Consider the following 20,024-nt stretch of genomic DNA (forward strand, 5'->3'; position numbering starts at 1 on the left):
AACGAAGTTGATGGGTCGTCAGACATCGACTTTGACGTCAGGAATTGGTGGAGTTCATGAAGTTGACTGAGCGAAGTTGACGGAACGTCAGAAGATCAGCGGATCGGCCCAGCCGGAGGCCAGCAGTCCGCAGAGCAGCAGCACGGCGGTGACGGCGACGGCCTCCGCGTGGCCGAAGCCCAGGTCGGACCGGCGCCGCACGGGCGGGGCGACCTCTCCGACGGCGGCCCCGTTGCCACCGCGCAGGAGCGGCCACAGGGACCGGATCAGCGGGATCATGGTGTACGCGGTGAGCGCGAGCAGCGCGGTGAGCGCCCAGAAGGGCTGCCAGCCGTACAGCATGGCCGCGCGCACGAGTCCGGCGATGCCCGCGAGGACGACGAATCCCAGCCAGCCGACGCCGATCCGGGCGACCGCCTTGGCCAGTGAACTGCCGCCCGACACGGCGCCGGTGGGCACCCAGTCGGCGCTGCGGCGGCGCAGCGCGTGCGCGATGGCGACCACGTGGCAGAGCCCGCCGAGGAGTTGGACCCGGGTGACCTCGAAGCGCCAGCGGGTGCGGGACATCGCGGGCAGCAGGACGAGCGAGACCCAGATCGGCGGCAGGAACGGCAGCACCTGCCACGGCTGGATCTCACCGGGGGCGAAGAACAGCATGATCAGGGCGGGCAGCGGGACGGCGAAGACGTTCACCGCGCTGGTGACGTAGCCGAGGATGCCGTTCCAGAAGCAGAGCCGGGCGGAGCGAGGGAGCGGTCCGCGGCGGAAGTCCGGGTCGCGGACGAGCGCCAGGGAGCCGAGGCACCAGCGGTACTGCTGGCTGATGAAGGCGGGCAGGCCGGTGGGCGACATGCCCTTGGCGACCAGGGCGGGCACGTACCGGGTGGTCCACCCGGCGCGGGCGAGCGAGAGGCCGGTGTAGAGGTCCTCGCTGTGGTCGATCTCGGCGAAGCCTCCGACGCGCATGAGTGCGGCGCGGCGGTAGAGGGCGTTGGTGCCGCAGCAGACGGTGCCGTCCTGCGCGTCCCGGGAGGGCTGGATCCAGCGGTAGAAGATCTCCTGGGTGGCTCCCGCGGCGCGTTCGAGCCAGGACATGTCGGCGTCCGTGTCGAAGCACTGCGGGCTCTGCACGATGCCGACCTCGGGGTTGTCGAGGTAGGGCACCAGGTGGTGCAGGAAGTCGGGGCGGGGGCAGAAGTCGGCGTCCAGGACGGCGACGATCTCGCCGTTGCCCTCGGCCAGGCCGTGGTTGAGGTTGCCGGCCTTCTTGAACCGGCCGCGGTCGGGGCGGGCCCGGTACTGGAAGCCGTAGGACTCGGCGAGTTCGCGCACCTCGGGGCGGGCGGCGTCGTCGAGGACGATGACGGTCAGCGCGCCGGCCCACTGGACGGCGACGGTGTGGCGGTAGGCGTTCTCCAGGACGGCCAGCGGCTCGCCGGCGGTCGGCAGCAGCAGGTCGACGCTCGGGTGGCGGGCGGGCTGCCAGGCGCGCATCAGCAGGTCGTGCGAGTCGCGGGTGTAGCGGCGGGCGCGCTGGCCGTCGGTGAGCGAGAGCAGCCAGGTGGCCGCGTTGAGCACGGTGAGCACCAGGAAGGGCCAGAGCAGCGGCCGGCTGAGGGCGAACAGGCCGAGGGTGGCGGTGGCTCCCGCGTAGGAGAGGGTGGCGCAGAGCAGCACCCAGCGGCGCTGCGGGCCGAAGTACCAGTAGAGCTCCTCGTCGTCGGGCGGGCTGGGCAGGCGGAGGTCGGGGTCCGCGGGGATCCGGCGCGGGCCGGGGACGGGCGCGGGCATGGCGGTGCCATGGAGTACGGGCATGCGGAAGTGGCCCCCCTGGGCATGGGACGGAACGTGGCCGTTCGCCCTCAGCCTCTCACATTGGCCTAGACCAATCATGAACGAGGTATGACATCTCCGCATCGCCCCTGGTCAGTGACTTGACATGTCATCACGTACCGACGAACCGTCAAGCGATCATGGATTCGACCCCGAGCACCGCCGGCCCGCGCCCCTGCGGTCAGGCCTCCCCCAGCGACTCCCCCAGCGACTCCTTCAGCGCCTTCGCCAGCACCTTCGTCAGCTTCTCGAACCGCAGATCGGGGCGCAGCGGGACGCCGAAACGCTCGTCGCCGTACGGGAACGGCGTGAAGACCCCGGTCCGGCGGAAGCCGCGCCGCTCGTACCACGCGATCAGGTCGGCGCGCTGCTCGATCACGGTCATCTCCAGCTCACCCACACCCCACTCCTCGCCGGCCAGCCGCTCGGCCTCGGCGAGCACGGCCCGGCCGAGGCCGCCGCCCTGGAGCCCGGGGCGCACCGAGAACATGCCGAAGTACGCACGGTCCCCGCGGTGCTCCAGCTGGCAGCAGGCGACCAGCTGGCCGTCCCGCTCGGCGACCAGCAGCACCCCGTCGGAGCGGCCGATGACCGCGGCGACGCCCTCGGCGTCGGTGCGCTGGCCCTCCAGCAGGTCCGCCTCGGTGGTCCAGCCGGCCCGGCTGGCGTCGCCGCGGTAGGCGGACTCGACCAGCTCGACCAGCGCCGGTACGTCGGCGAGCGTGGCGGGGCGGAAGGCGGGCCGCCCGGTGGGCCGGGCGTGGCTGGGGATGGTCTCGGACATGGCGGGTCCTCATTCTGCGTGCGGTGGAACCGCCCGCCGCTCGTGCCTGCGGCGTGGCGCGGGCCGTCCCTGGTGACCGGCCTGCGGGCATCGTGCCACAGCCCGCAAACCGGCCCCGAGCCGCAGGACCTGCGGCGACGCCCCCCACGGGCCCGCCCGGCGGGAGCGCGGGCCCGGCCGCCGTCCACCCCGAGCCCGGCTCCGCCGTCGCGGCCTACGCGCCGCGCCCCGGTGTCAGCGGATGACGGGCAGGACCGCCGTGGTGTCGCGGCCGGCTGCCGCCTCGATGAAGGCCACCGGGTCGGCGACCTCGGCGAGCAGGGTGCGGGTGAAGTGCAGGGCGCCGTCGGACGGCGGCGGGCCGCCGATCGTCGCGATCAGGTCGAGCAGGTGGACGGTCGCCTCCATCAGCGCCACCTCGCCGAGCGCGCCGACCGTCACCGAGCCGAGCAGCGGGTGGGCCACCGCGGCGGTGGGCGGCAGGTCGGCGATGCCGGCCAGGGCCGCCGGGCCCTCGGCCCCGAAGCGGGCGATCAGCTCGGCCGGTTCGGCTGCCGCGGCGGTCTGCTTCGCCGCCTCGGCGACCTGCTCGGCGGCGGTGTGCGCGATCCCGCCCGGCCGGTTGTAGGCCCGCAGGATGCCGACCCCGGTGGTCACCTCGGCCGGGCCGTCCACCAGGGCCCCGCGCAGTCCGGCGAACATCTCCGGCACCGGCGCCACGTGGGCGTACAGGTCCCGGACGGTCCAGCCGGGCAGCCGGGTGGCGAGCCCCCACGACGCGCCGTCCAGGGCCGCGCCGCGTTCCGCCCAGGAGACCCAGGCTTCGGCCAACAGGGCGGGCACATCACCGGTCTGACGCGTCATCGGTCCTCCTCGGAGCGAATGGCAACTGAGTTGTCATCTTACCGGTCGCCGGGCATCCGGCGGATCAGACCCGGGCGCCGAGCATCCGCAGCACCAACTCGCCGTAGCGGCGGCCGAGTTCATCCGGCGTCTCGGTGGAGCGGTCGGTGAACCAGCGGGAGACGTCGATGCCCAGCGAGGTGACCGCACGGGCCGCCGTCCGGACTTCGGACACCTGGAAGGCGCCGGCCGTCACGCCCGCCTCGATCAGCGCGCTGACCTCGCGCTCGATGTCCAGCCGCAGCGCCGCGACCACCGCGTAGGCGTCCTCGGGCAGCGCGTGCAGCTCGTAGTTGACCACCCGGCCGACCGTACGGGCCCGGGCGTGCCAGGCGGTGAACTCCTCGACCAGCCGGCGCATCCGGTCCACCGGGCCGCCCTCACCGGCCGCCGCCGCCCGGACCAGTTCCAGCGTGGCCGCGTGCCCGGCCTGGCTGATCTCGGCCAGCAGCGCGGCCTTGGACTGGTAGTGGATGTACAGCGCCGCCGGGCTCATCCCGGCGGCGGTGGCGATGTCCCGGGTGGTGGTGGCGTGGAAACCGCGCTCCGCGAAGGATTCGACGGCCGCCTGGAGCAGCCGGTACGCCGCCTCGGGGCGGGTGTCGGCGCCGCCGGGCAGGGTGCGCCAGAGGTCGGCGATGGGCGTGCTGGTCATGGCGCCATCCTCCCAGAGAACTCGTACACACATTCCCGCCGCCCGGTCGACGGGCTGTTGACAGGCTCCCGCACCGACACCATGCTGAGCAAGCGCTTAGTCAGCCGGTGGACCGGCACACCCGCCGACCGGGCATCCCCGCCGAACCGGCGTCTCCGACCACCCGGCACCCCCGTCGAACGTTCCGCGCGAAAGGCAGGACCCTCCGTGGCGTACTCCTTCAAGGGCCGGGTGGCCGTCGTCACCGGATCGAGCCGGGGCATCGGCCTCGGCATCGCACGCGAGCTGGTCGCCCGCGGCGCCAAGGTCTGCCTGACCGCCCGCAACCCCGAACCGCTCGCCGAGGCCGTCCACGACCTGGGCGGGCCGGAGAACGCCATCGCCGTCGCCGGCAGGACCGACGACCCGGTCCACCAGGAGGAGGCCGTCGCCCGCACCCTGGAGGCCTTCGGCCGGCTCGACCACCTGGTCAACAACACCGGCATCAACCCCCTCTACGGCCCGGTCCTCGACGCCGACGAGGCCGCCGCCGCCAAGATCCTCGCCGTCAACGTGCTGGCCCCGCTGGCCTGGACCCGCCGCGCGCACGCCGCCTGGATGGGCGAGCACGGCGGCTCGGTGGTCAACGTGGCCTCCGTCGCGGGCATCCGCTCCTCGCTCGGGATCGGCATGTACGGGGTCAGCAAGGCCGCGCTGATCCGGCTCACCACCGAACTCGCCGCCGAACTGGGCAGCCAGGGCATCCGGGTCAACGCCGTCGCCCCCGCCGTGGTCAAGACCAGGTTCGCCGAGGCCCTGTACGAGGGCCGGGAGGAGCAGGTCGCCGCCGCCTACCCGCTCGGCCGGCTCGGCGTGCCCGAGGACGTCGCGGGCGCGGTCGCCTTCCTGCTCTCCGCGGACGCCGCCTGGATCACCGGCCAGACCCTGGTCGTGGACGGCGGCGTCACCCTCGGCGGCGGCCTGTGAGCGGCGCGGCGGGCGCAGAGGCAGCGGCGACGGACGCAGCGGATACGGACGCACCGGCAACCGACGCAGCGGACCAGGACGCGCCGGCAACGGACTTCGCCGGCCAGGGCGTGGTGGTGACCGGCGGCGGGCGCGGTATCGGCGCCGCCCTGGCCCGGGCCTTCGCCGCGGCCGGCGCCCGGGTGGTGGTCAACGACCTGGACGCCGAGGCCGCCCACGCCGTCGCCAGGGACTGCGGCGGCACCGCCGCCCCCGGGGACGCCGCCTCCCCCGAGGGGCTGGCCGCCCTGGTCGGGCAGGCCCGGGCCGCGCTCGGCGAGATCGACGTGTGGTGCGCCAACGCGGGCGTCGCCCCGGTCGGCGGGGCCGACGCTCCCGCCGCGGCCTGGGCGAGCGCCTGGGAGGTCAACGTCCTCGCCCACGTCCGGGCCGCCGAACTGCTGCTCCCCCGCTGGCTGGAGCGCGGCGGGGGCCGCTTCCTCGCCACGGTCTCCGCCGCCGGGCTGCTCACCATGTTGGGATCGGCCCCGTACGCGGTGACGAAGCACGGCGCGCTCGCCTTCGCCGAGTGGCTCTCCGCGACGTACCGCCACCGCGGTGTCCGGGTGCACGCGCTCTGCCCGCAGGGCGTGCGCACCGACATGCTCGCCTCGACCGGCGCGGTCGGCGAGGCGCTGCTCGCACCCACCGCGCTGGACCCGGAGGACGTCGCCGAGGCGGCGCTGGCCGGGCTGCGCGAGGGCCGCTTCCTGATCCTGCCGCACCCCGAGGTCGCCGAGTACTACCGGGTCCGGGCCACCGAACCGGACCGCTGGATCAACGGGATGAACCGGCTCCAGCAGGGGCTGGAGAGGAGCGAGGCGCTGTGAGGGCCTGGCAGGTGGAACAGCTCGGCGAGCCGGGCGAGGTGATGCGGCTGGCCGACGACGTGGCGCGGCCGGTGGCCGGGCCGGGGCAGCTGCTGGTCCGGGTGCGGGCCGCGGCGGTCAACTTCCCGGACGCGCTGATGGTGCGCGGCCAGTACCAGGTCCGCCCGCCGCTGCCGTTCACGCCCGGCGTGGAGCTGTGCGGCGAGGTGGCGGACGGCGCGCGGCGGGGCGAGCGGCTGATCGGCAACCCGGTGCTGCCGCACGGCGCCTTCGCCGAGTACGCGCTGCTGGACGCGGCCGCCGCCTTCCCCGCGCCCGGGGCGCTGGACGACGCCGAGGCGGCCGCGCTGCACATCGGCTACCAGACCGCGTGGTTCGCCCTGCACCGCCGGGCCCGGCTGGTGGCCGGCGAGACGCTGCTGGTGCACGCGGCGGCGGGCGGCGTGGGCAGCGCGGCGGTCCAGCTGGGCCGGGCCGCCGGGGCCCGGGTGGTCGCCGTGGTCGGCGGCCCCGCCAAGGCGAAGGCGGCCCGGGCGCTCGGCGCCGACCTGGTGGTGGACCGGACGGCCGGGGACTTCGTCGCCGCCGTCAAGGAGTTCACCGGCGGGCGCGGCGCGGACGTGGTCTTCGACCCGGTCGGCGGGGACGCCTACACCGGCTCCACCAAGTGCGTCGCCTTCGAGGGCCGGATCGTGGTGGTCGGCTTCGCCGCCGGCCGGATCCCTGCGCCGGCGCTCAACCACGCGCTGGTGAAGAACTACGCCATCCTCGGCCTGCACTGGGGCCTCTACAACACCCACGACCCGCAGGCCGTCCGCGCCGCCCACGACGAGCTGATCCGGCTCGCCGACCGGGGCGCGGTCCGCCCGCTGGTGAGCGCCCGGGTGCCGCTCGCCGGGGCCGCCGACGCCGTCGAACTCGTCGCCGCCGGGCGCAGCACCGGCCGGATCGCCGTCCTGGGGGGCTGACGACCGGCGGCGGTTCAGGTGCTGCGGCGGGCGGGCTCGTGTTCCTTGGCCGGGCGGAGCCAAGGCCGGCAGGGCCCCCGGCGCTGCGCGGAACGCGCAGGGCGCCGTAGGTCCTGTCCGGTCGATCTTGGCGGATCAGCCCGCGGCGTTGGGCGCCCGGCTGGGCGTGCGCCCGAATCGTCCTCGTACTGGACGTACTTGGGCGGTTCGGGCGTGCGTCCAGGCGGGATGCCCGGCGTCGCGGGCCCGGCAAGATCGGCCGGACAGGGCCTGAGGCCCTGCGCGTTGCCGCCCTCCGTCCGTACTCGTCAGGAGGGCGGCGCTCCCCCGCCGGTCAGCGGGGGACTCCGGTCAGCGGGTGACGATCTGGAGGGCGGTGTCGCGGGTGGCGTTGCGCCAGCCGAACGCGTAGACGGTGCTGCTGTCGGCGCTCACCGCCGTGTCGCTGACGCTGTCCAGGGTGAAGGGGACCGTCTCGGTCGGCACCGGAGCGTAGGTGGCGGTGTCGAAGGCCACCAGCGCGACCGCCCGCGGATCGCGGTCATACCGAACGGTGCGCAGACGGGTCCCGTTCGGGCTGACGGAGACACCGGTGAGTCCAGCGGAGGCGACCGGCGCGAGCGTGACGGGTGCCTGCGCGGCGTCGGTGGCGGGGTCGACGGGGAAGACCTGGTTGGCGGCGCTGTCGGCGACGGCGAACAGGTGGGTGCCGTCGGGGGTGAACGCCGCCTGACGGATCGCCTGACGGAGGTTCGACACCGAGCCGACCACGGTCGGCGCGGCCCCGGGGGCGCCCGAGGTGTCGAGGTGCACCAGCCCGGACCCGGCGGCGACGTAGGCGTCGCGACCGCCGGGCCGCAGGGCGATCGACTGCGCGTAGCTGCCGGGCAGCGCGACCTCGCCGGTGAACGCGTTCTGCGCGGTCGAGAAGGTCAGCACCCGTCCGGGAGTCTCGGCGGGCACCCCGGGCGGGGGGATCGGCGGCACGTTGTAGCCCGTCGCGCCGGCCTGGGTGACGTAGACCGTCGCGCCGTCGGCGCTGAGCGCGATGTCGTGCGTACGGCCGGTGGGCCAGGCGGCGGGCTTGTTCTGCGGCGGCAGCGGTGCGGCGGCGAGGAGGGTGCCGGTCGTGGTGTCGACCACGTTCATGACGAGACCGCTCACGACGTACACGCGCCTGCCGTCAGGGCTGATCACGGTCTGGTGGTAGTCGCTCTCGGCGTTGGCCAGCGGGGTCTGGGCGGTGACGGTGTCCGTCCCGGTGTCGACGGTCTTGAGCGCGCCGTCGGCCGTGACGTAGACCTTGTCCCCGGCCGGGCTGACCGCCATCCCGGAGACCAGGGTCCCGACCGGGACGGTGACCACCCCCGCCACTGCCACTGCCCCCGCCACTGCCGGCGCCCTGTCGTCGGCGACGGCGGTCCCGCCGCCAGAGGCCAGGAGCAGCACGCAGGCGGCCAGTGATGCTCCACAACGTCCGTATACGGCAAGTGAGTTCATGGCGTTCCTCTCCAACTCGGGCTGATGCCGGACAGGTTATTGCGGGAGCTTGAGGGAGGGTGCGAGTTTCCCGACTGTTCGTCTTCGCTCCCCGGCGGTCAGTACGCCTAACGCTCGTACACCATCTCCGGGAAGCGCGCCGAGGGCCCGTCCAGCAGGTGGTCGTCGTGCCCGCGCAGCCAGCGGTCGAGGAAGGACGCGACGTAGGAGCGGGTGGCGAGCACCGCCCGGTCGGGGCGGATGTCGCCGACGTCGGCGCTCAGCCGCTCCGGGGTGATCGCGCCCTGCCGGGCGAGTTGGGGCAGCAGCGACTGCGCGTCGGTGTAGGAGCCGTGCCGGGAGCCGTTCAGCGTGACGTCGGCGTGCCAGCCGGTGCTGTGCTGCCAGAGGGCGTCCCAGCCGGGCTGCCGGTGGTAGTCCCCGGAGTCCTCGTTGCGGGTGCCCATCAGCAGGAACGGGCGGTCCAGGCCGTTTTGGGCGACGCTGGGCAGGTCCACCCCGGTGTGGCCGTCCGGCCCGGGGAAGTGCAGTTGGCCGTCCAGGTTGACGCCGGCCGCGATGCGCGGGTCGTCGTGCATGGCCTGGAGGGCGGTGAAGCCGCCCGCCGAGTGGCCGACCATGCCGATCCGGTCGAGGTCCAGCGAGGCGGCGAGGCCGACCGGCAGCCGTGGGTCCAGGCGCAGGCCGCCGAGTTCGTCCAGTACGAAGCGGGTGTCGTCCACCCTGGTCCGCATCGACTTGCGCAGCACCGCGCCGATGTCCAGGCCGGGCTGTCCGACCAGCGCGGGGAACACGGAGGTGGCCAGGTTCCCGTCGGGGAAGGCGACTTCGGAGGCCTCGTAGGTGTGGTCCAGCGTCACCACGACGTAGCCGCGCGAGGCCAGGTCCTCGACCAGCCCGGTGCCCCAGGTCCGCGGGTCGCCGAGGCCGGCCGAGTACAGCACCACCGGGCGCGGGCCGCCGGGCAGGGCGGGGGCGTCCGGCCGGGCGTGGGTGCGGATGCCCGCCCAGTCGGTGCGGCCGGGCGTGGCGCCGTAGTTCGCCTGACCGATGCTGCCCTCGGTGCCGAAGTGTTCGCCGGCGGCGGGGCCCATGTAGCGGGCGCGGTCGGCGCCGGTGGCCGGACGGGCGGTCGGGTACCAGAGGCTGATCATCAGCTCGCGGCGCTGCCCGGGCTTCCAGGGGTCCTCCCGCCCGGTGTCGGTCAGGTGCAGCGTGGTGGTGCCGATCGGGTACGGCCCGGTGGGCTCCGGCAGCCAGGCCCGGGCCTGCCGCTCGCCACCGCCGTCCGCCCCCGGCGCCGGTGCTGCCGCCACCGCCCCGGGGGCGCCCGCCACTCCGAGCACCGCCGTCGCCGCCAGAAGTACCGCCGCCACGGCCCGTCCCCGCCCGCCCATGATGTCTCTCCTCGTCCCCGTTGACCTGCTGATCTGCTGGCCTGCCGATCTGCTGGCCTGCTGATCAGGACAGTACGGGCGGGGGCGGACCGCGGCCGTCATACCCAGGAGCCAACCTGCCCCTGAGTACTCCGGTATGACACCCCTACGGGTGCCGCCGCAGCTCGCGCCGGGCCAGCGAGCGCTTGTGCACCTCGTCCGGGCCGTCGGCCAGCCGCAGAGTGCGGTTGCCGGCCCAGAGCTGCGCGAGCGGGGTGTCCTGGCTGACACCTGCGGCGCCGTGCGCCTGGACGGCCTTGTCGAGGATCCACTCGACGGTGCGCGGGGTGGCGATCTTGATCGCCTGGATCTCGGTGTGCGCGCCCCGGTTGCCGACGGTGTCCATCAGCCAGGCGGTCTTGAGCACCAGCAGCCGCAACTGCTCGATCCTGACCCGGGATTCGGCGATCCAGTCCTGCACCACGCCCTGCTCGGCGAGCGGCCGGCCGAAGGCGACCCGCCCGTTCACCCGGCGGCACATCAGCTCCAGGGCGCGCTCGGCGATGCCGATCGCGCGCATGCAGTGGTGGATCCGGCCGGGGCCGAGCCGGGCCTGCGCGATGGCGAAGCCCGCGCCCTCCTCCCCGATCAGGTTCCCGACCGGGACTCGGACGTCCTCGAACAGCACCTCGGCGTGGCCGCCGTGGTCCGCGTCGTCGTAGCCGAAGACCGTCATGCCGCGCCTGACGGTGACGCCGGGGGTGTCGCGCGGGACGAGCACCATGCTCTGCTGGCGGTGCGGTTCGGCGGCCGGGTCGGTCTTGCCCATCACGATGAGGATCCGGCACTGCGGGTTCATCGCCCCGGTGATGTACCACTTGCGGCCGTTGACGACGTACTCGTCGCCGTCGCGCTCGATCCGGGTGGCGATGTTGGTGGCGTCCGAGGAGGCGACCTCGGGCTCGGTCATCGCGAAGGCGGAGCGGATCTCGGCGTCCAGCAGCGGGCGCAGCCAGCGCTCGCGCTGCTCGGCGGTGCCGAACTGGGCGAGCAGCTCCATGTTGCCGGTGTCGGGGGCCGCGCAGTTGAGCGCGGGCGGGGCCAACTGCGGACTGCGGCCGGTGATTTCGGCGAGCGGGGCGTACTGGAGGTTGGTGAGGCCGGCGCCGCGCTCCCCGGGGAGGAAGAGGTTCCACAGGCCCTGTTTGCGCGCCTCGGCCTGGAGTTCGGCGACCACGGGCGGGATGCTCCAGGCCTCGCGGGCCGGGTCGGCGAGCTGCTGCGCGAGGGCCGCCTCCGCCGGGTGCACGTGCTGGTCCATGAAGGCCAGCAGCTGCTCGCGGAGTTCGTTGGTGCGGGCGTCATAGGCGAAGTCCATCGGTCAGTGCTCCTTGAGGGTGCTCAGGCCGTGCCGGGCGAGGATCGGGGCCATCTCGCCGGCCCGCTCGAAGCCCGCGCCGAGGGTGCGGCCCTGCTGGTAGCGGTAGTGGATGCCCTCGGCGACGACGGCGAGCTTGAAGGAGGCGAAGGCGACGTACCAGTCCAGGTCGGCGGCCTGCCGGCCGGTCAACTCGGCGTAGTACGCGACGAGTTCGTCCGGCTTCGGGAAGCCGGGAGCGGTCGCGGCGGAGGGGATGATGCCGCCGCCGACGCCGGCGACCTCGGTGTACATCACCAGCAGGCCGACATCGGTGAGCGGGTCGCCGAGGGTGGACATCTCCCAGTCCAGCACGGCGGTGATCGCGTCGCCGTCGCCGACCAGCACGTTGTCCAGTCGGTAGTCGCCGTGCACCAGGGCGGGCGCCGGGGAGATCGGCCGCCGCTCGGCGAGCAGGGCGTGCAGCCGCTCCACGTCGGGCAGTTCGCGGCTGCGGGAGTTCGCCAACTGGGTGGACCAGCGGCGCAGTTGGCGCTCCAGGTAGCCGTCGGGGCGGCCGAAGTCGGCGAGGCCGACGTCGGCCGGGTCGATCCGGTGCAGGGCGGCGAGGGTGTCGACCAGCCGCCGCCCGAGCGCGTGGACGCGCTGCTCGCCGAGGGCGGCGATCGGGGCGAGGGCCCGGTGCGCGACGCCGGGGACGAACTCCATCAGATACCAGGGGGCGCCGAGCACGTCCGTGCCGGGGTCGAGCAGCAGGGTGCGCGGGACGGGCACGTCGGTGTCGCGCAGGGCGGTCATGACGCGGTACTCGCGGCCCATGTCGTGCGCGGTGGCCAGGACGTGCCCGAGCGGCGGGCGGCGCAGCACCCAGCGGCCGGTGCCGTCGGTGCCGTCGGTGAGGACGTACGTGAGGTTGGAGCGGCCCCCCTCGATGAGGTCGGCCCGCAGCGGGCCCTGGACGAGGCCGGGCAGCTCCCGGTCCAGGTGGGCGCGGAGGCGGGCCAGGTCCAGCCCGGGCGGCTCGGCGGGGGTCTCGGGCATCGGGCGGCTCCTCGGGGTCCTCGGGGTGTGGCGTTGACTAAGCGCTTGCTTAGCATTCAGCCGGACGCCGCCCGCTGTCAATGCCGCCCCGCACGCGACGAGCCCCCGGACCAAAGGGTCCGGGGGCTCGCGGGTGAGGCAAGGACACCTGGCCGCCTCCGTCCCGTAGGGCCGTCCCGTAGCGCCGTGCCCCGTGCCGCAGCCGCTCCGCCGGACCGCCACAATGGCGCCATGAGGATGATCCACACCCTGGCCGGCGCCCTGCTGCTCCTGCTCATCGTCGGCAGCATCCTGCGCACGCTGGTCGTCCCGCGCGGGCTGTACTCGGCGCTGGTCAGCCGGCTCTGGCGGGTGCTGCGGACCGTGCTCCGGCTCTACGCGACACCGTTCCGCAGCTACTACGCGCAGGACCGGGCGCTGACCTGGCTGGCGCCGCTGATCCTGCTCGGCATGCTCGGGGTGTGGCTCAGCGGCATGCTGCTCGCCTACACCCTGCTGCTGCACGGCACGTCCGACCTCAGCTGGTCGGTGGCCATCCGGGAGTCCGGGTCCAGCCTCTTCACCCTCGGCTACGCCAGCGGCGAGCGCCTGCAACTCTCGGCGATCGACTTCATGGCCGCCGCCAGCGGGCCGCTGGTGATCGCCCTTCAGATCGCCTACCTGCCCACCCTCTACGCCGCCTACCAGCGACGGGAGACCGAGGTGACTCTGCTCCAGTCCCGGGCCGGCGAGCCCGCCTGGGGCCCGGAGCTGCTGGCCCGGCAGTCCCTCGTCGACACCGAGACCGCCCTCCCCCAGCTCTACCGGGACTGGGAGCGGCTCGCCGCCGACATCGGCGAGAGCCACTCCAACTACCCGGTGCTGCTGTCCTTCCGCTCCCCGCAGCCGAACCGCAGCTGGGTGGTCGGCCTGATCGCGGTGCTGGACGCGGCCGCCCTCCACCTGGCGCTCTGCCCGCGCTCGGCCCCGCCCGAGGCCCGCCTGGTGCTGCGCGCGGGCTTCACCGCGCTGCGCGACATCGGCCGCTCGGTGCGGATCGACTTCGACCCGGACCCGGACCCGGACGTCCCGATCCGCCTGACCTACACCGAGTACATCGGCGCCGTCGCCATGATCACGAGCGCCGGTTTCCCCCGCGAGCGCCCGGTCGACGAGGCCTGGCAGCACTTCCACGGCTGGCGCGTCAACTACGAGGCGCTGGCCTACGAACTCGCCCGCCGCGGCGACGCCGTCCCCGCCCTGTGGACCGGCCCGCGCGACTTCCACGCCCCCGTCATCCCCCCGGCCCGCCCCACCGACCGCCGCCCGGGCCCGACCAACCCCACCCTGCCCGCGGCCTGACCCCACGACCGCGTTGGCAGAAGCGCCACCAGGACGGAGTTCACCGAATGACACCATCGCGACTACCCGCGTGGTCGGCCGCCGTACTGACGGCAGCCGGGTTGCTGTGTGGCTGCGGTAGCAGCACGTCGGCCGTTGGCGGCCCCCCCGGTCCCGGGGCCGTGGTCTCCTCGCCGTCGCGGCAGGTGGACGCGCTCTCGCTCGCCGCGCTGCAGGACTTGGCGTCGGCGCTCGGAGAGCAGGGGCGCGGCGGGTTCAAGGACACCTTCGGCGCGCTGAAGCTGGACCCGGCGGCAGGCCGGGTCGTGCTGTTCGCGACGGACGAACCGCGGGCGCGGGCGCTCGTCGCGGCCGCCGCCCAGGCGCACCCCGGCATCGAGACGGGACGCGCCGAGATCCGGCACGCCTCCTACGCGCGGGCGGCCGTCGATCCCGCCCTCAAGAGGATCGGCGACGCGGCACAGGCCGATTCGCTGCCGTTCCCGGTCTATACGGCGGCCCTGCGGCCGGACGCGTCGGGGATCACGGTCACCACGTCGCATGAAGGCGCAGCGTCGTCAGCACTCAAGAAGGCCGTGGCCGAACTCGCGGGCGCCGTCCCGGTGTCGTACGAGGAGGGCAAACCGGTCCGGAACCTGGACGCCACCGCTCAGATGGTGCCTCCGCCGTGAGCGGGCCCTGACGCGTCGCGTCATGACACGGGCGGGCTCGCTGCGATGGTCCGCAGCGAACCCGCCCAGGTGTCACATCTACACCGCGACCGGTGCGCCCGTGGCCAGGGAGTGTTCGGCGCCGGCCAGGATTTCGACCACGCGCAGGCCGAACTCCGCGTCGCAGAGGTGCGGTTGGCCGGTGGCGGCCGAGGCCTGGAGGGCGTCCAGGGCGCGGTGCAGGGCGGCGTCCGGGCCCTCGCCGCGCTCGGGCAGGTGGGCGATGCCGTGCTCGCCGCGCAGTTCCAGGCCGACGCCGCCGGCGCCGACCGGCGCGGTCAGGCTCAGTGCCAGGGTGCTGGAGGCGCCGTCGGCGTGCCGCAGCACCAGGTGGACGGTGTCCAGCGGGCCGGCCACCGCCGTGACCTGCGTCGCGTCGCCGAGCACCGGCAGCAGCACCGACAGCGCGTGCGGGCCGACGTCCCACAGCGCGCCCTTCTCCTCGCGCCACGGCGAGACCGCGTACGGGCTGGTGCTGCCGGGGGCGAACACCGAGCCGAGCCAGTCCGAGCGGCCGGTGAACCAGCCGCCCAGGCCCGCCTGTTGCTCGATCCACGGGATCTGCTCCCCGCCGAAGCGGACGGTGAAGAAGACCACGGAGGCGACCCCGTGGGCCCGGACGGCCTCGGCCACGGCCTGGGCGTCCGGCACGGTCAGCGCGACCGGCTTGTCCAGCAGCAGGTGGCAGCCCGCCTCGGCGGCCCGTACCGCGAGGCCCGCCTGCACGGTCGGCGGCAGCGCGATCGAGACGGCGTCCACCTCGGCGAGCAGCTGGTCGAGGTCCGCGTAGCCGGGGACGCCGTACGCCCCGCCGAGGGCCGTGGCCGCCTCCGGCCGGCGGGCCCAGACGCCGGTGAACTCCAGCCCGGGGTGCTCGGCGAGGACGGGTGCGTGCACCCGCTCCGCCCAGGGGCCCGCGCCCAGCAGTCCGATCCGCACGATGTCTCCGTTCCTCCGTGGTGCGTGAAAGTGGTGCGTGAAAGTGGTACGTGAAAAAAGGTTCAGCTCTGTACGCGGGCCAGCGTGAAGCCGTCGTAGCCCTTGCTGCCGACCGTCTGCACCGACGTCGCGGTGACCTTCGGCTCGGCGGCGATCAGGTCGTGCAGGGCCCGGGTGCCGACCACCGCCGGGTTGGTGCTGTCCGCGTCGGCGACGGCGCCGCCGCGCACCACGTTGTCGACGATGATCAGCGAGCCGGGCCTGGTCAGCTGGAGCGCCCGCCGGAAGTACTCGGGGTTGCTGGGCTTGTCCGCGTCGATGAAGACCAGGTCGAAGGGCTCAACGCCCTGCTCCACCAGCGCGGCCAGCGAGTCGGCGGCCCGGCCGAGCCGCACCTCGGCGACCTTCTCCAGCCCTGCGCGCGCAATGTTCCCCTGGGCGACCTCGGCGTGCTTCGGGTCGATCTCCAGGGTGATCAGGGTGCCGTCCGCGGGCAGCGCCCGGGCCAGCCAGATCGCGCTGTACCCACCGAGCGTGCCGACCTCCAGGATCCGCCGCGCGCCCTGGGTCAGCGCCAGCAGGTGCAGCAGCTTGCCCTGGTTGGGGGCGACGGCGATCTCCGGCAGCCCGGCCGCGTCGGCGGCGGCGGCCGCGGCCTCCAGCGCCGGGTCGTGCCCCACCAGCTGCTCGGAGAAGTACGCGTCCACGGCATCCCACGTCGACTGGGTCATCGGGCCCTCCAGTTGTGCATGATCGGCAGGTACCCGCCGATGCTACTCCCGTGGGCCCGACAGCCCCTCCGTGCTCAGTAGCAGCGCCTCGTCACTCCGCTTACTGCGCTTACTGCGCTTACTCCGCCACGGGCGCCTTGGCGGCGGTCGCGGCGGCGGCCGCCTCCTCCGCCTCGATCTTGGCGTGGGTCTTGGCGGCCCGGCGCTTCATGAACCAGGCCGAGGCGCCGCCGACCAGCACCGCCGCGGCCAGGCCGGCCCAGGAGAAGCGGGACAGCCAGGGCTCGATGCTCTTGCCGACCTTGTAGACCAGCAGGGTCGTGCCGCCGGCCCAGACGATGCCGCCGAGCACGTTGGCGATCAGGAACTTCCAGTACGGCATCTTCAGCGCACCGGCGAGCGGCCCGGCGAAGATGCGCAGCAGGGCGATGAAGCGGCCGAAGAAGACCGCCCACATCCCCCACTTCTGGAAGGAGCGCTCGGCGGTGGCCAGGTGGGACGGCCCGAAGTGCTTGGGGAACTTCCGCCCGAGCTTCTCGAACAGCGGCTTGCCGCCCTTGCGGCCGATCGAGTAGCCGATCGAGTCGCCGATGATCGCCCCGAGGATCGCGACCACCGCGATCCACTCCGGGCTCACCACACCCTTGACCGCCATCAGGGTGGCCGTGACCAGGGCGATCTCGCCGGGCAGCGGGATGCCCAGCGACTCCAGGCCGATGATCAGGCCGACCAGGGCGTACACCGCGGTCGGTGGGACGCTCTCGATCCAGGCGTCGATGTGCAAGGCCAGTACCTCCGTGGCAGGTCGGAACCGGCGCGGCCCTCAGCGGTGCCGCACGCCGATTCCGGCAGTTGTCCGATGGCGGCAACGCGGCCGCTTCCCCATAAGGGCAGCCTAACGTGCCGGGCGGCCTGTCCCCCCGGCCGATCACCCGTGGTTACGACGTGCGGTGGTGCCCCATGGTTCCCGCTTGACCAGCCGTTCTTCAAGATCCGGCAAAGCGAAGTGCGACCACGGACGGCCGCGCGTTCACCCGGCGCACGAGCGGCAGCAGGGCGCGGAGCAGGCCCCGCCCGCCCTCCGGGTAGACCTCGCGCACGTCGGTCACCGCCGGGTGCGCGCTGGCCAGCTTGCCGTGCTCGTCCGCGTTCATGCCGAACGGCATCGGCGGCGCCTGGTAGTGCCGGTTCCGCAGCTTGCCCTGGACGGACCGGGCGCTGAACCAGCGCGGCACCGCGTCCAGCACCATCGACCCGCCGGGGAAGCGCTCGGCACAGGCCGCGATCAGCGCCCGCACCTCCTCCGGCCGCAGGTACATCAGCAGGCCCTCGGCGCAGATCATCACTCCGCGTGCCGGATCCACCTCGTCCATCCAGCCCGGCTCGGTGACCGGGCAGGCGAGGATCCGGCGCCGCTCGTCCGGCGGCAGCAGCCGCTCCCGCAGCTCGGCCGTCTCCGGCAGGTCCACCGCCAGCCAGTCCGCCCGGCCGTTGTCGACCCGCCACGATTGGGTCTCCAGGCCGTCCCCGAGGCCGACCACGGTGCCGCGCGGGCAGCGGGTCAGGAAGTCCGCCACCTCACGGTCGAAGCAGGCCGCCCGCAGCGCCTGCAACTGGCTGACCAGCGCGCCCTCCCCGAAGCGCTCCGCGAACGGGAAGTCGATCCGGTCGACCAGCTCGACCGCCTTCGGGTCCTCCAGCACCGTGTCCGGCCGACGCGCCTCCACCGCGCGGTGCCACAGCGTCCACAACGCCGTCTCCGGCACCTCCGCCAACTCCGGCCGCTCCCCGCCGCTCATCGCTCACTCCTTCGGACGTGCTCCGCGCTGGACCTGCTCCGCGCTGGACGTGTTGCGCGCTCGGCGTGCTCCACGATCGACGTGCTCGACGCTCGACGTGCTCCACGCTCCGGCCTGAACCCGCCGATTCTGACACCCCGGACGCGGGGACGCTCGGGCCGCCGCGCCGCTCAGCCGATGCTGAACGCGCCGTCCGGCGGGGGCGGGGAGTCGGTGGCGTCGGCGTCCGTGACCGGGGCGGTGCGGCCGACCAGGGCGGCCAGGTCGGCGCCGTCGGTGAGGCGGGCCGGGAAGATGTCGCCGGCCAGCAGCCGGGTGAGCTCGGCGGCCGGGAGCGGGGCCGTCGAACCGGCGAGCAGGATGTTGCCGTACCGGCGGCCGCGCAGCACCGGGGCCTCGGCGACCAGGCAGGTGTACGGGAACACCGCGCCGACCGTCGCGGCCTGGGCCCGGGCGAAGGCCAGCGGCGGGCCGTCGGCCAGGTTGGCGGCGTAGCAGCCGCCGGGGCGCAGGGCGGCGGCGGCCAGCCGCAGGAACTCCACCGAGGTGAGGTGGGCGGGGGTGCGCGAGCCGTGGAAGACGTCCGCGATCACCAGGTCCCGGGTGCCGGGCGGGGTCTCGGCGAGGGCGGCGCGGGCGTCGCCGACGGTCGCGGTGATGTCCGCGCCGGGCCCCTGCCAGGGCAGGTGCTCGGCGACCAGGTCGAGCAGCGGCCCGTCCACCTCGACCACCCGCTGGCGCGAGCCGGGGCGGGTGGCGGCGAGGTAGCGGGGCAGGGTGAGCGCGCCGCCGCCCAGGTGCAGCACGTCCAGCGGCCGCCCGGCGGGGGCGAGGGCGTCGGCGAGGTGGCCGAGCCGCCGGGTGTACTCGAACTCCAGGTGGGTCGGGTCGGCGAGGTCGACGTAGGACTGCGGGGTGCCGTCCAGGGTGAGCAGCCAGCCGCCGTCCCGGTCGAGGTCCGGCATGAGCTTGGCGAAGCCGAGGTCGGTGTGGCGCCCGACCGGCACCGGCTCGTCCGCCGCCGCCTCGTGCGTCACCGACTCGTCCGTCACGCGCTCTCCCCCACGGCCTGAGCGTCCACGGCCTGGGCGTCCACCGACCGGACGTCCACCAGTCGGACGTCGAGGTAGGCGGCGAGCCAGCGGTCCAATTCGGCGAAGGCCCGGGTGCGGGCGGCCTCGCCCGAGAGCACCAGGTCGTGCATGCCGCCCTCGATCCGGACGATGGTGACGTGCCGGCCCAGTCGCGGGCCCTGGCCGGCGATGTCGTCGGCGCGCAGCACGGCGTCCGCGTGGTGCAGCGCGTTGTGCCACTTGGTGGTCGTGATCGACCTGGTCGACGCCATCAGCAGCACCGGCACATCGATCCCGAGCCCGTGCCGCAGCTGCCGGTGGCCCTGGTGGATGGCGGCCAGCCAGCCCGCGTACAGCGGGAAGCCCTCGGGGCGCTTGAGGGTGAGGTCGAAGTCCCACTCGCCCTCGTGGTCCTTGTGCAGGCTGTGCGTGTAGTGCGGATTGAGCGTCGACGGCAGCACGCGGGTGGGCGCCAGCCGTCCGATCGCGGTGACGGCCGGGCCGCCGACGGTCCGCACGGCGGGCGCGGCCGGCATCGACAGGAACGGACTGTTCAGGAACAGCCCCTCCACCAGGCCGCGCCCCGAGCGCCGCCCCGCCCACAGTGCGCCGATCAGCCCGCCGGTGGAGTGCCCGTTCAGCAGCAGCCGCCGGTGCCCGTCCACCTCGCGGATGATGCGCACCGCCTCGTCGATCTCCTCGTCGTACTCGGCGAGGTCGCGCACGAAGTTCGGCGACTGGTGCGGGCGCAGGGAGCGGCCGTACTTGCGCAGGTCCAGGGCGTAGAAGGAGAAGCCGAGCGCGGCGAAGTGGTCGGCGAGGTTGGTCTGGAAGAAGTAGTCGTTGTACCCGTGGATGTACAGCACGGCCCGCTCCGCCCCCGGCACCAGCCGGCGCACCAGCGTCGCACAGACCTCCCCCTCGGCGTCCGGCCGCAGCGTCAGCTCGGCCGTCTCGTAGGGGGCACCCAGGATGTCTTCCCGAAACTCCATCTGCGCCGCACCCGTCCTCATGCTCGACCTGCCGTCCGTCGCAGGTGATCCCGATCCAGGACCCCGACAATACCGGCCGGTAGCCCGGGGCGGCCTGTCGGGCACCGGTCTGCCGGGCACCGGTGTGACCCGGTCGCCCGCGCCTCCTGATCGCTCCCCGTGCGCC

19 protein-coding genes are annotated in these 20,024 nt (G+C 74.1%); 5 read left to right on the forward strand and 14 right to left on the reverse strand.

Features of this window, described 5'->3' with window-relative positions; genetic code table 11:
- Nucleotides 1-87: 87 nt before the first annotated feature.
- From AB0R04_RS21010 to AB0R04_RS21025, 4 genes are all read right to left on the reverse strand, one after another.
- Entirely contained in the window at nt 88-1,815 is a 1,728-nt protein-coding gene (locus tag AB0R04_RS21010) for a cellulose synthase catalytic subunit (protein WP_363373247.1), read from the reverse strand.
- A 199-nt stretch (nt 1,816-2,014) separates the two neighbouring features.
- Nucleotides 2,015-2,617, reverse strand: a complete 603-nt coding sequence (locus tag AB0R04_RS21015) for a GNAT family N-acetyltransferase (protein WP_363373249.1) — start codon at nt 2,615-2,617, stop codon at nt 2,015-2,017.
- Nucleotides 2,618-2,851: 234 nt separating this feature from the next.
- On the reverse strand, nt 2,852-3,481 hold the full coding sequence (locus tag AB0R04_RS21020) for a maleylpyruvate isomerase N-terminal domain-containing protein (protein ID WP_363373251.1): 630 nt from the start codon (nt 3,479-3,481) through the stop codon (nt 2,852-2,854).
- A 64-nt stretch (nt 3,482-3,545) separates the two neighbouring features.
- A complete protein-coding gene (locus AB0R04_RS21025; protein ID WP_363373254.1) occupies nt 3,546-4,175 on the reverse strand; it encodes a TetR/AcrR family transcriptional regulator in 630 nt (209 codons plus the stop codon).
- Nucleotides 4,176-4,382: 207 nt separating this feature from the next.
- Here AB0R04_RS21025 and AB0R04_RS21030 point away from each other — a divergent pair, with 207 nt between their 5' ends.
- The 3 genes from AB0R04_RS21030 to AB0R04_RS21040 all read left to right on the forward strand — a co-directional run bounded on the left by AB0R04_RS21030 (nt 4,383) and on the right by AB0R04_RS21040 (nt 6,978).
- Nucleotides 4,383-5,141 (forward strand): SDR family oxidoreductase, encoded by a 759-nt coding sequence (locus tag AB0R04_RS21030; protein ID WP_363373256.1) that lies wholly within the window; start codon nt 4,383-4,385, stop codon nt 5,139-5,141.
- 116 nt (nt 5,142-5,257) lie between these two features.
- Complete coding sequence (locus AB0R04_RS21035) at nt 5,258-6,010, forward strand: SDR family oxidoreductase (protein ID WP_363373259.1); 753 nt, start codon at nt 5,258-5,260, stop codon at nt 6,008-6,010.
- On the forward strand, nt 6,007-6,978 hold the full coding sequence (locus AB0R04_RS21040) for an NADPH:quinone oxidoreductase family protein (RefSeq protein WP_363373261.1): 972 nt from the start codon (nt 6,007-6,009) through the stop codon (nt 6,976-6,978). The genes AB0R04_RS21035 and AB0R04_RS21040 overlap by 4 nt, the downstream gene beginning before the upstream one ends.
- A 351-nt stretch (nt 6,979-7,329) precedes the next feature.
- Here the strand turns inward: AB0R04_RS21040 and AB0R04_RS21045 are convergent, their stop codons facing one another.
- The 4 genes from AB0R04_RS21045 to AB0R04_RS21060 all read right to left on the reverse strand — a co-directional run bounded on the left by AB0R04_RS21045 (nt 7,330) and on the right by AB0R04_RS21060 (nt 12,273).
- Entirely contained in the window at nt 7,330-8,358 is a 1,029-nt protein-coding gene (locus tag AB0R04_RS21045; protein ID WP_363373263.1) for a hypothetical protein, read from the reverse strand.
- Nucleotides 8,359-8,585: 227 nt separating this feature from the next.
- On the reverse strand, nt 8,586-9,875 hold the full coding sequence (locus AB0R04_RS21050; protein WP_363373266.1) for an esterase: 1,290 nt from the start codon (nt 9,873-9,875) through the stop codon (nt 8,586-8,588).
- A gap of 145 nt (nt 9,876-10,020) precedes the next feature.
- The gene (locus tag AB0R04_RS21055; protein WP_363373269.1) at nt 10,021-11,232 is read right to left on the reverse strand and encodes an acyl-CoA dehydrogenase family protein; all 1,212 of its coding nucleotides are present in this window, start codon (nt 11,230-11,232) and stop codon (nt 10,021-10,023) included.
- 3 nt (nt 11,233-11,235) lie between these two features.
- Nucleotides 11,236-12,273, reverse strand: coding sequence for a phosphotransferase family protein (locus AB0R04_RS21060; protein WP_363373272.1), 1,038 nt, complete (start codon nt 12,271-12,273; stop codon nt 11,236-11,238).
- A 231-nt stretch (nt 12,274-12,504) separates the two neighbouring features.
- Between AB0R04_RS21060 and AB0R04_RS21065 the strand changes: the two genes are divergently transcribed.
- Together AB0R04_RS21065 and AB0R04_RS21070 are read left to right on the forward strand one after the other, a co-directional pair.
- Nucleotides 12,505-13,614: a hypothetical protein gene (locus AB0R04_RS21065; protein WP_063346137.1), complete on the forward strand. Its 1,110-nt coding sequence runs from the start codon at nt 12,505-12,507 to the stop codon at nt 13,612-13,614.
- Nucleotides 13,615-13,799: 185 nt separating this feature from the next.
- Nucleotides 13,800-14,285, forward strand: a complete 486-nt coding sequence (locus AB0R04_RS21070; protein WP_363373275.1) for a hypothetical protein — start codon at nt 13,800-13,802, stop codon at nt 14,283-14,285.
- 78 nt (nt 14,286-14,363) lie between these two features.
- Here the strand turns inward: AB0R04_RS21070 and AB0R04_RS21075 are convergent, their stop codons facing one another.
- The 6 genes from AB0R04_RS21075 to AB0R04_RS21100 form a co-directional block, all read right to left on the reverse strand.
- Complete coding sequence (locus AB0R04_RS21075; protein ID WP_363373278.1) at nt 14,364-15,263, reverse strand: Gfo/Idh/MocA family oxidoreductase; 900 nt, start codon at nt 15,261-15,263, stop codon at nt 14,364-14,366.
- Nucleotides 15,264-15,325: 62 nt separating this feature from the next.
- Complete coding sequence (locus AB0R04_RS21080) at nt 15,326-15,994, reverse strand: O-methyltransferase (protein ID WP_363373280.1); 669 nt, start codon at nt 15,992-15,994, stop codon at nt 15,326-15,328.
- 118 nt (nt 15,995-16,112) lie between these two features.
- Complete coding sequence (locus AB0R04_RS21085) at nt 16,113-16,778, reverse strand: DedA family protein (RefSeq protein ID WP_363373283.1); 666 nt, start codon at nt 16,776-16,778, stop codon at nt 16,113-16,115.
- A gap of 202 nt (nt 16,779-16,980) precedes the next feature.
- Nucleotides 16,981-17,793 (reverse strand): class I SAM-dependent methyltransferase, encoded by an 813-nt coding sequence (locus tag AB0R04_RS21090; protein WP_363373286.1) that lies wholly within the window; start codon nt 17,791-17,793, stop codon nt 16,981-16,983.
- A gap of 170 nt (nt 17,794-17,963) precedes the next feature.
- The gene (locus tag AB0R04_RS21095; RefSeq protein ID WP_363373491.1) at nt 17,964-18,758 is read right to left on the reverse strand and encodes a fused MFS/spermidine synthase; all 795 of its coding nucleotides are present in this window, start codon (nt 18,756-18,758) and stop codon (nt 17,964-17,966) included.
- Nucleotides 18,759-18,841: 83 nt separating this feature from the next.
- The gene (locus tag AB0R04_RS21100) at nt 18,842-19,858 is read right to left on the reverse strand and encodes an alpha/beta hydrolase (RefSeq protein WP_363373289.1); all 1,017 of its coding nucleotides are present in this window, start codon (nt 19,856-19,858) and stop codon (nt 18,842-18,844) included.
- Between the last annotated feature and the right edge of the window lie 166 nt (nt 19,859-20,024).

This window comes from Kitasatospora sp. NPDC056731, from assembly GCF_040687675.1.
Classification (GTDB): Bacteria; Actinomycetota; Actinomycetes; order Streptomycetales; family Streptomycetaceae; genus Kitasatospora.

Bases quoted from the DNA above. Each gene is read 5' to 3' on its own strand.
- AB0R04_RS21050 (WP_363373266.1), bottom strand. From the start codon at position 9,875: ATGGGCGGGCGGGGACGGGCCGTGGCGGCGGTACTTCTGGCGGCGACG.
- AB0R04_RS21090 (WP_363373286.1), bottom strand. From the start codon at position 17,793: ATGAGCGGCGGGGAGCGGCCGGAGTTGGCGGAGGTGCCGGAGACGGCG.
- AB0R04_RS21025 (WP_363373254.1), bottom strand. From the start codon at position 4,175: ATGACCAGCACGCCCATCGCCGACCTCTGGCGCACCCTGCCCGGCGGC.
- AB0R04_RS21080 (WP_363373280.1), bottom strand. From the start codon at position 15,994: ATGACCCAGTCGACGTGGGATGCCGTGGACGCGTACTTCTCCGAGCAG.
- AB0R04_RS21060 (WP_363373272.1), bottom strand. From the start codon at position 12,273: ATGCCCGAGACCCCCGCCGAGCCGCCCGGGCTGGACCTGGCCCGCCTC.
- AB0R04_RS21010 (WP_363373247.1), bottom strand. From the start codon at position 1,815: ATGCCCGTACTCCATGGCACCGCCATGCCCGCGCCCGTCCCCGGCCCG.
- AB0R04_RS21020 (WP_363373251.1), bottom strand. From the start codon at position 3,481: ATGACGCGTCAGACCGGTGATGTGCCCGCCCTGTTGGCCGAAGCCTGG.
- AB0R04_RS21095 (WP_363373491.1), bottom strand. From the start codon at position 18,758: ATGCCGGACCTCGACCGGGACGGCGGCTGGCTGCTCACCCTGGACGGC.
- AB0R04_RS21065 (WP_063346137.1), top strand. From the start codon at position 12,505: ATGAGGATGATCCACACCCTGGCCGGCGCCCTGCTGCTCCTGCTCATC.
- AB0R04_RS21100 (WP_363373289.1), bottom strand. From the start codon at position 19,858: ATGGAGTTTCGGGAAGACATCCTGGGTGCCCCCTACGAGACGGCCGAG.
- AB0R04_RS21055 (WP_363373269.1), bottom strand. From the start codon at position 11,232: ATGGACTTCGCCTATGACGCCCGCACCAACGAACTCCGCGAGCAGCTG.
- AB0R04_RS21015 (WP_363373249.1), bottom strand. From the start codon at position 2,617: ATGTCCGAGACCATCCCCAGCCACGCCCGGCCCACCGGGCGGCCCGCC.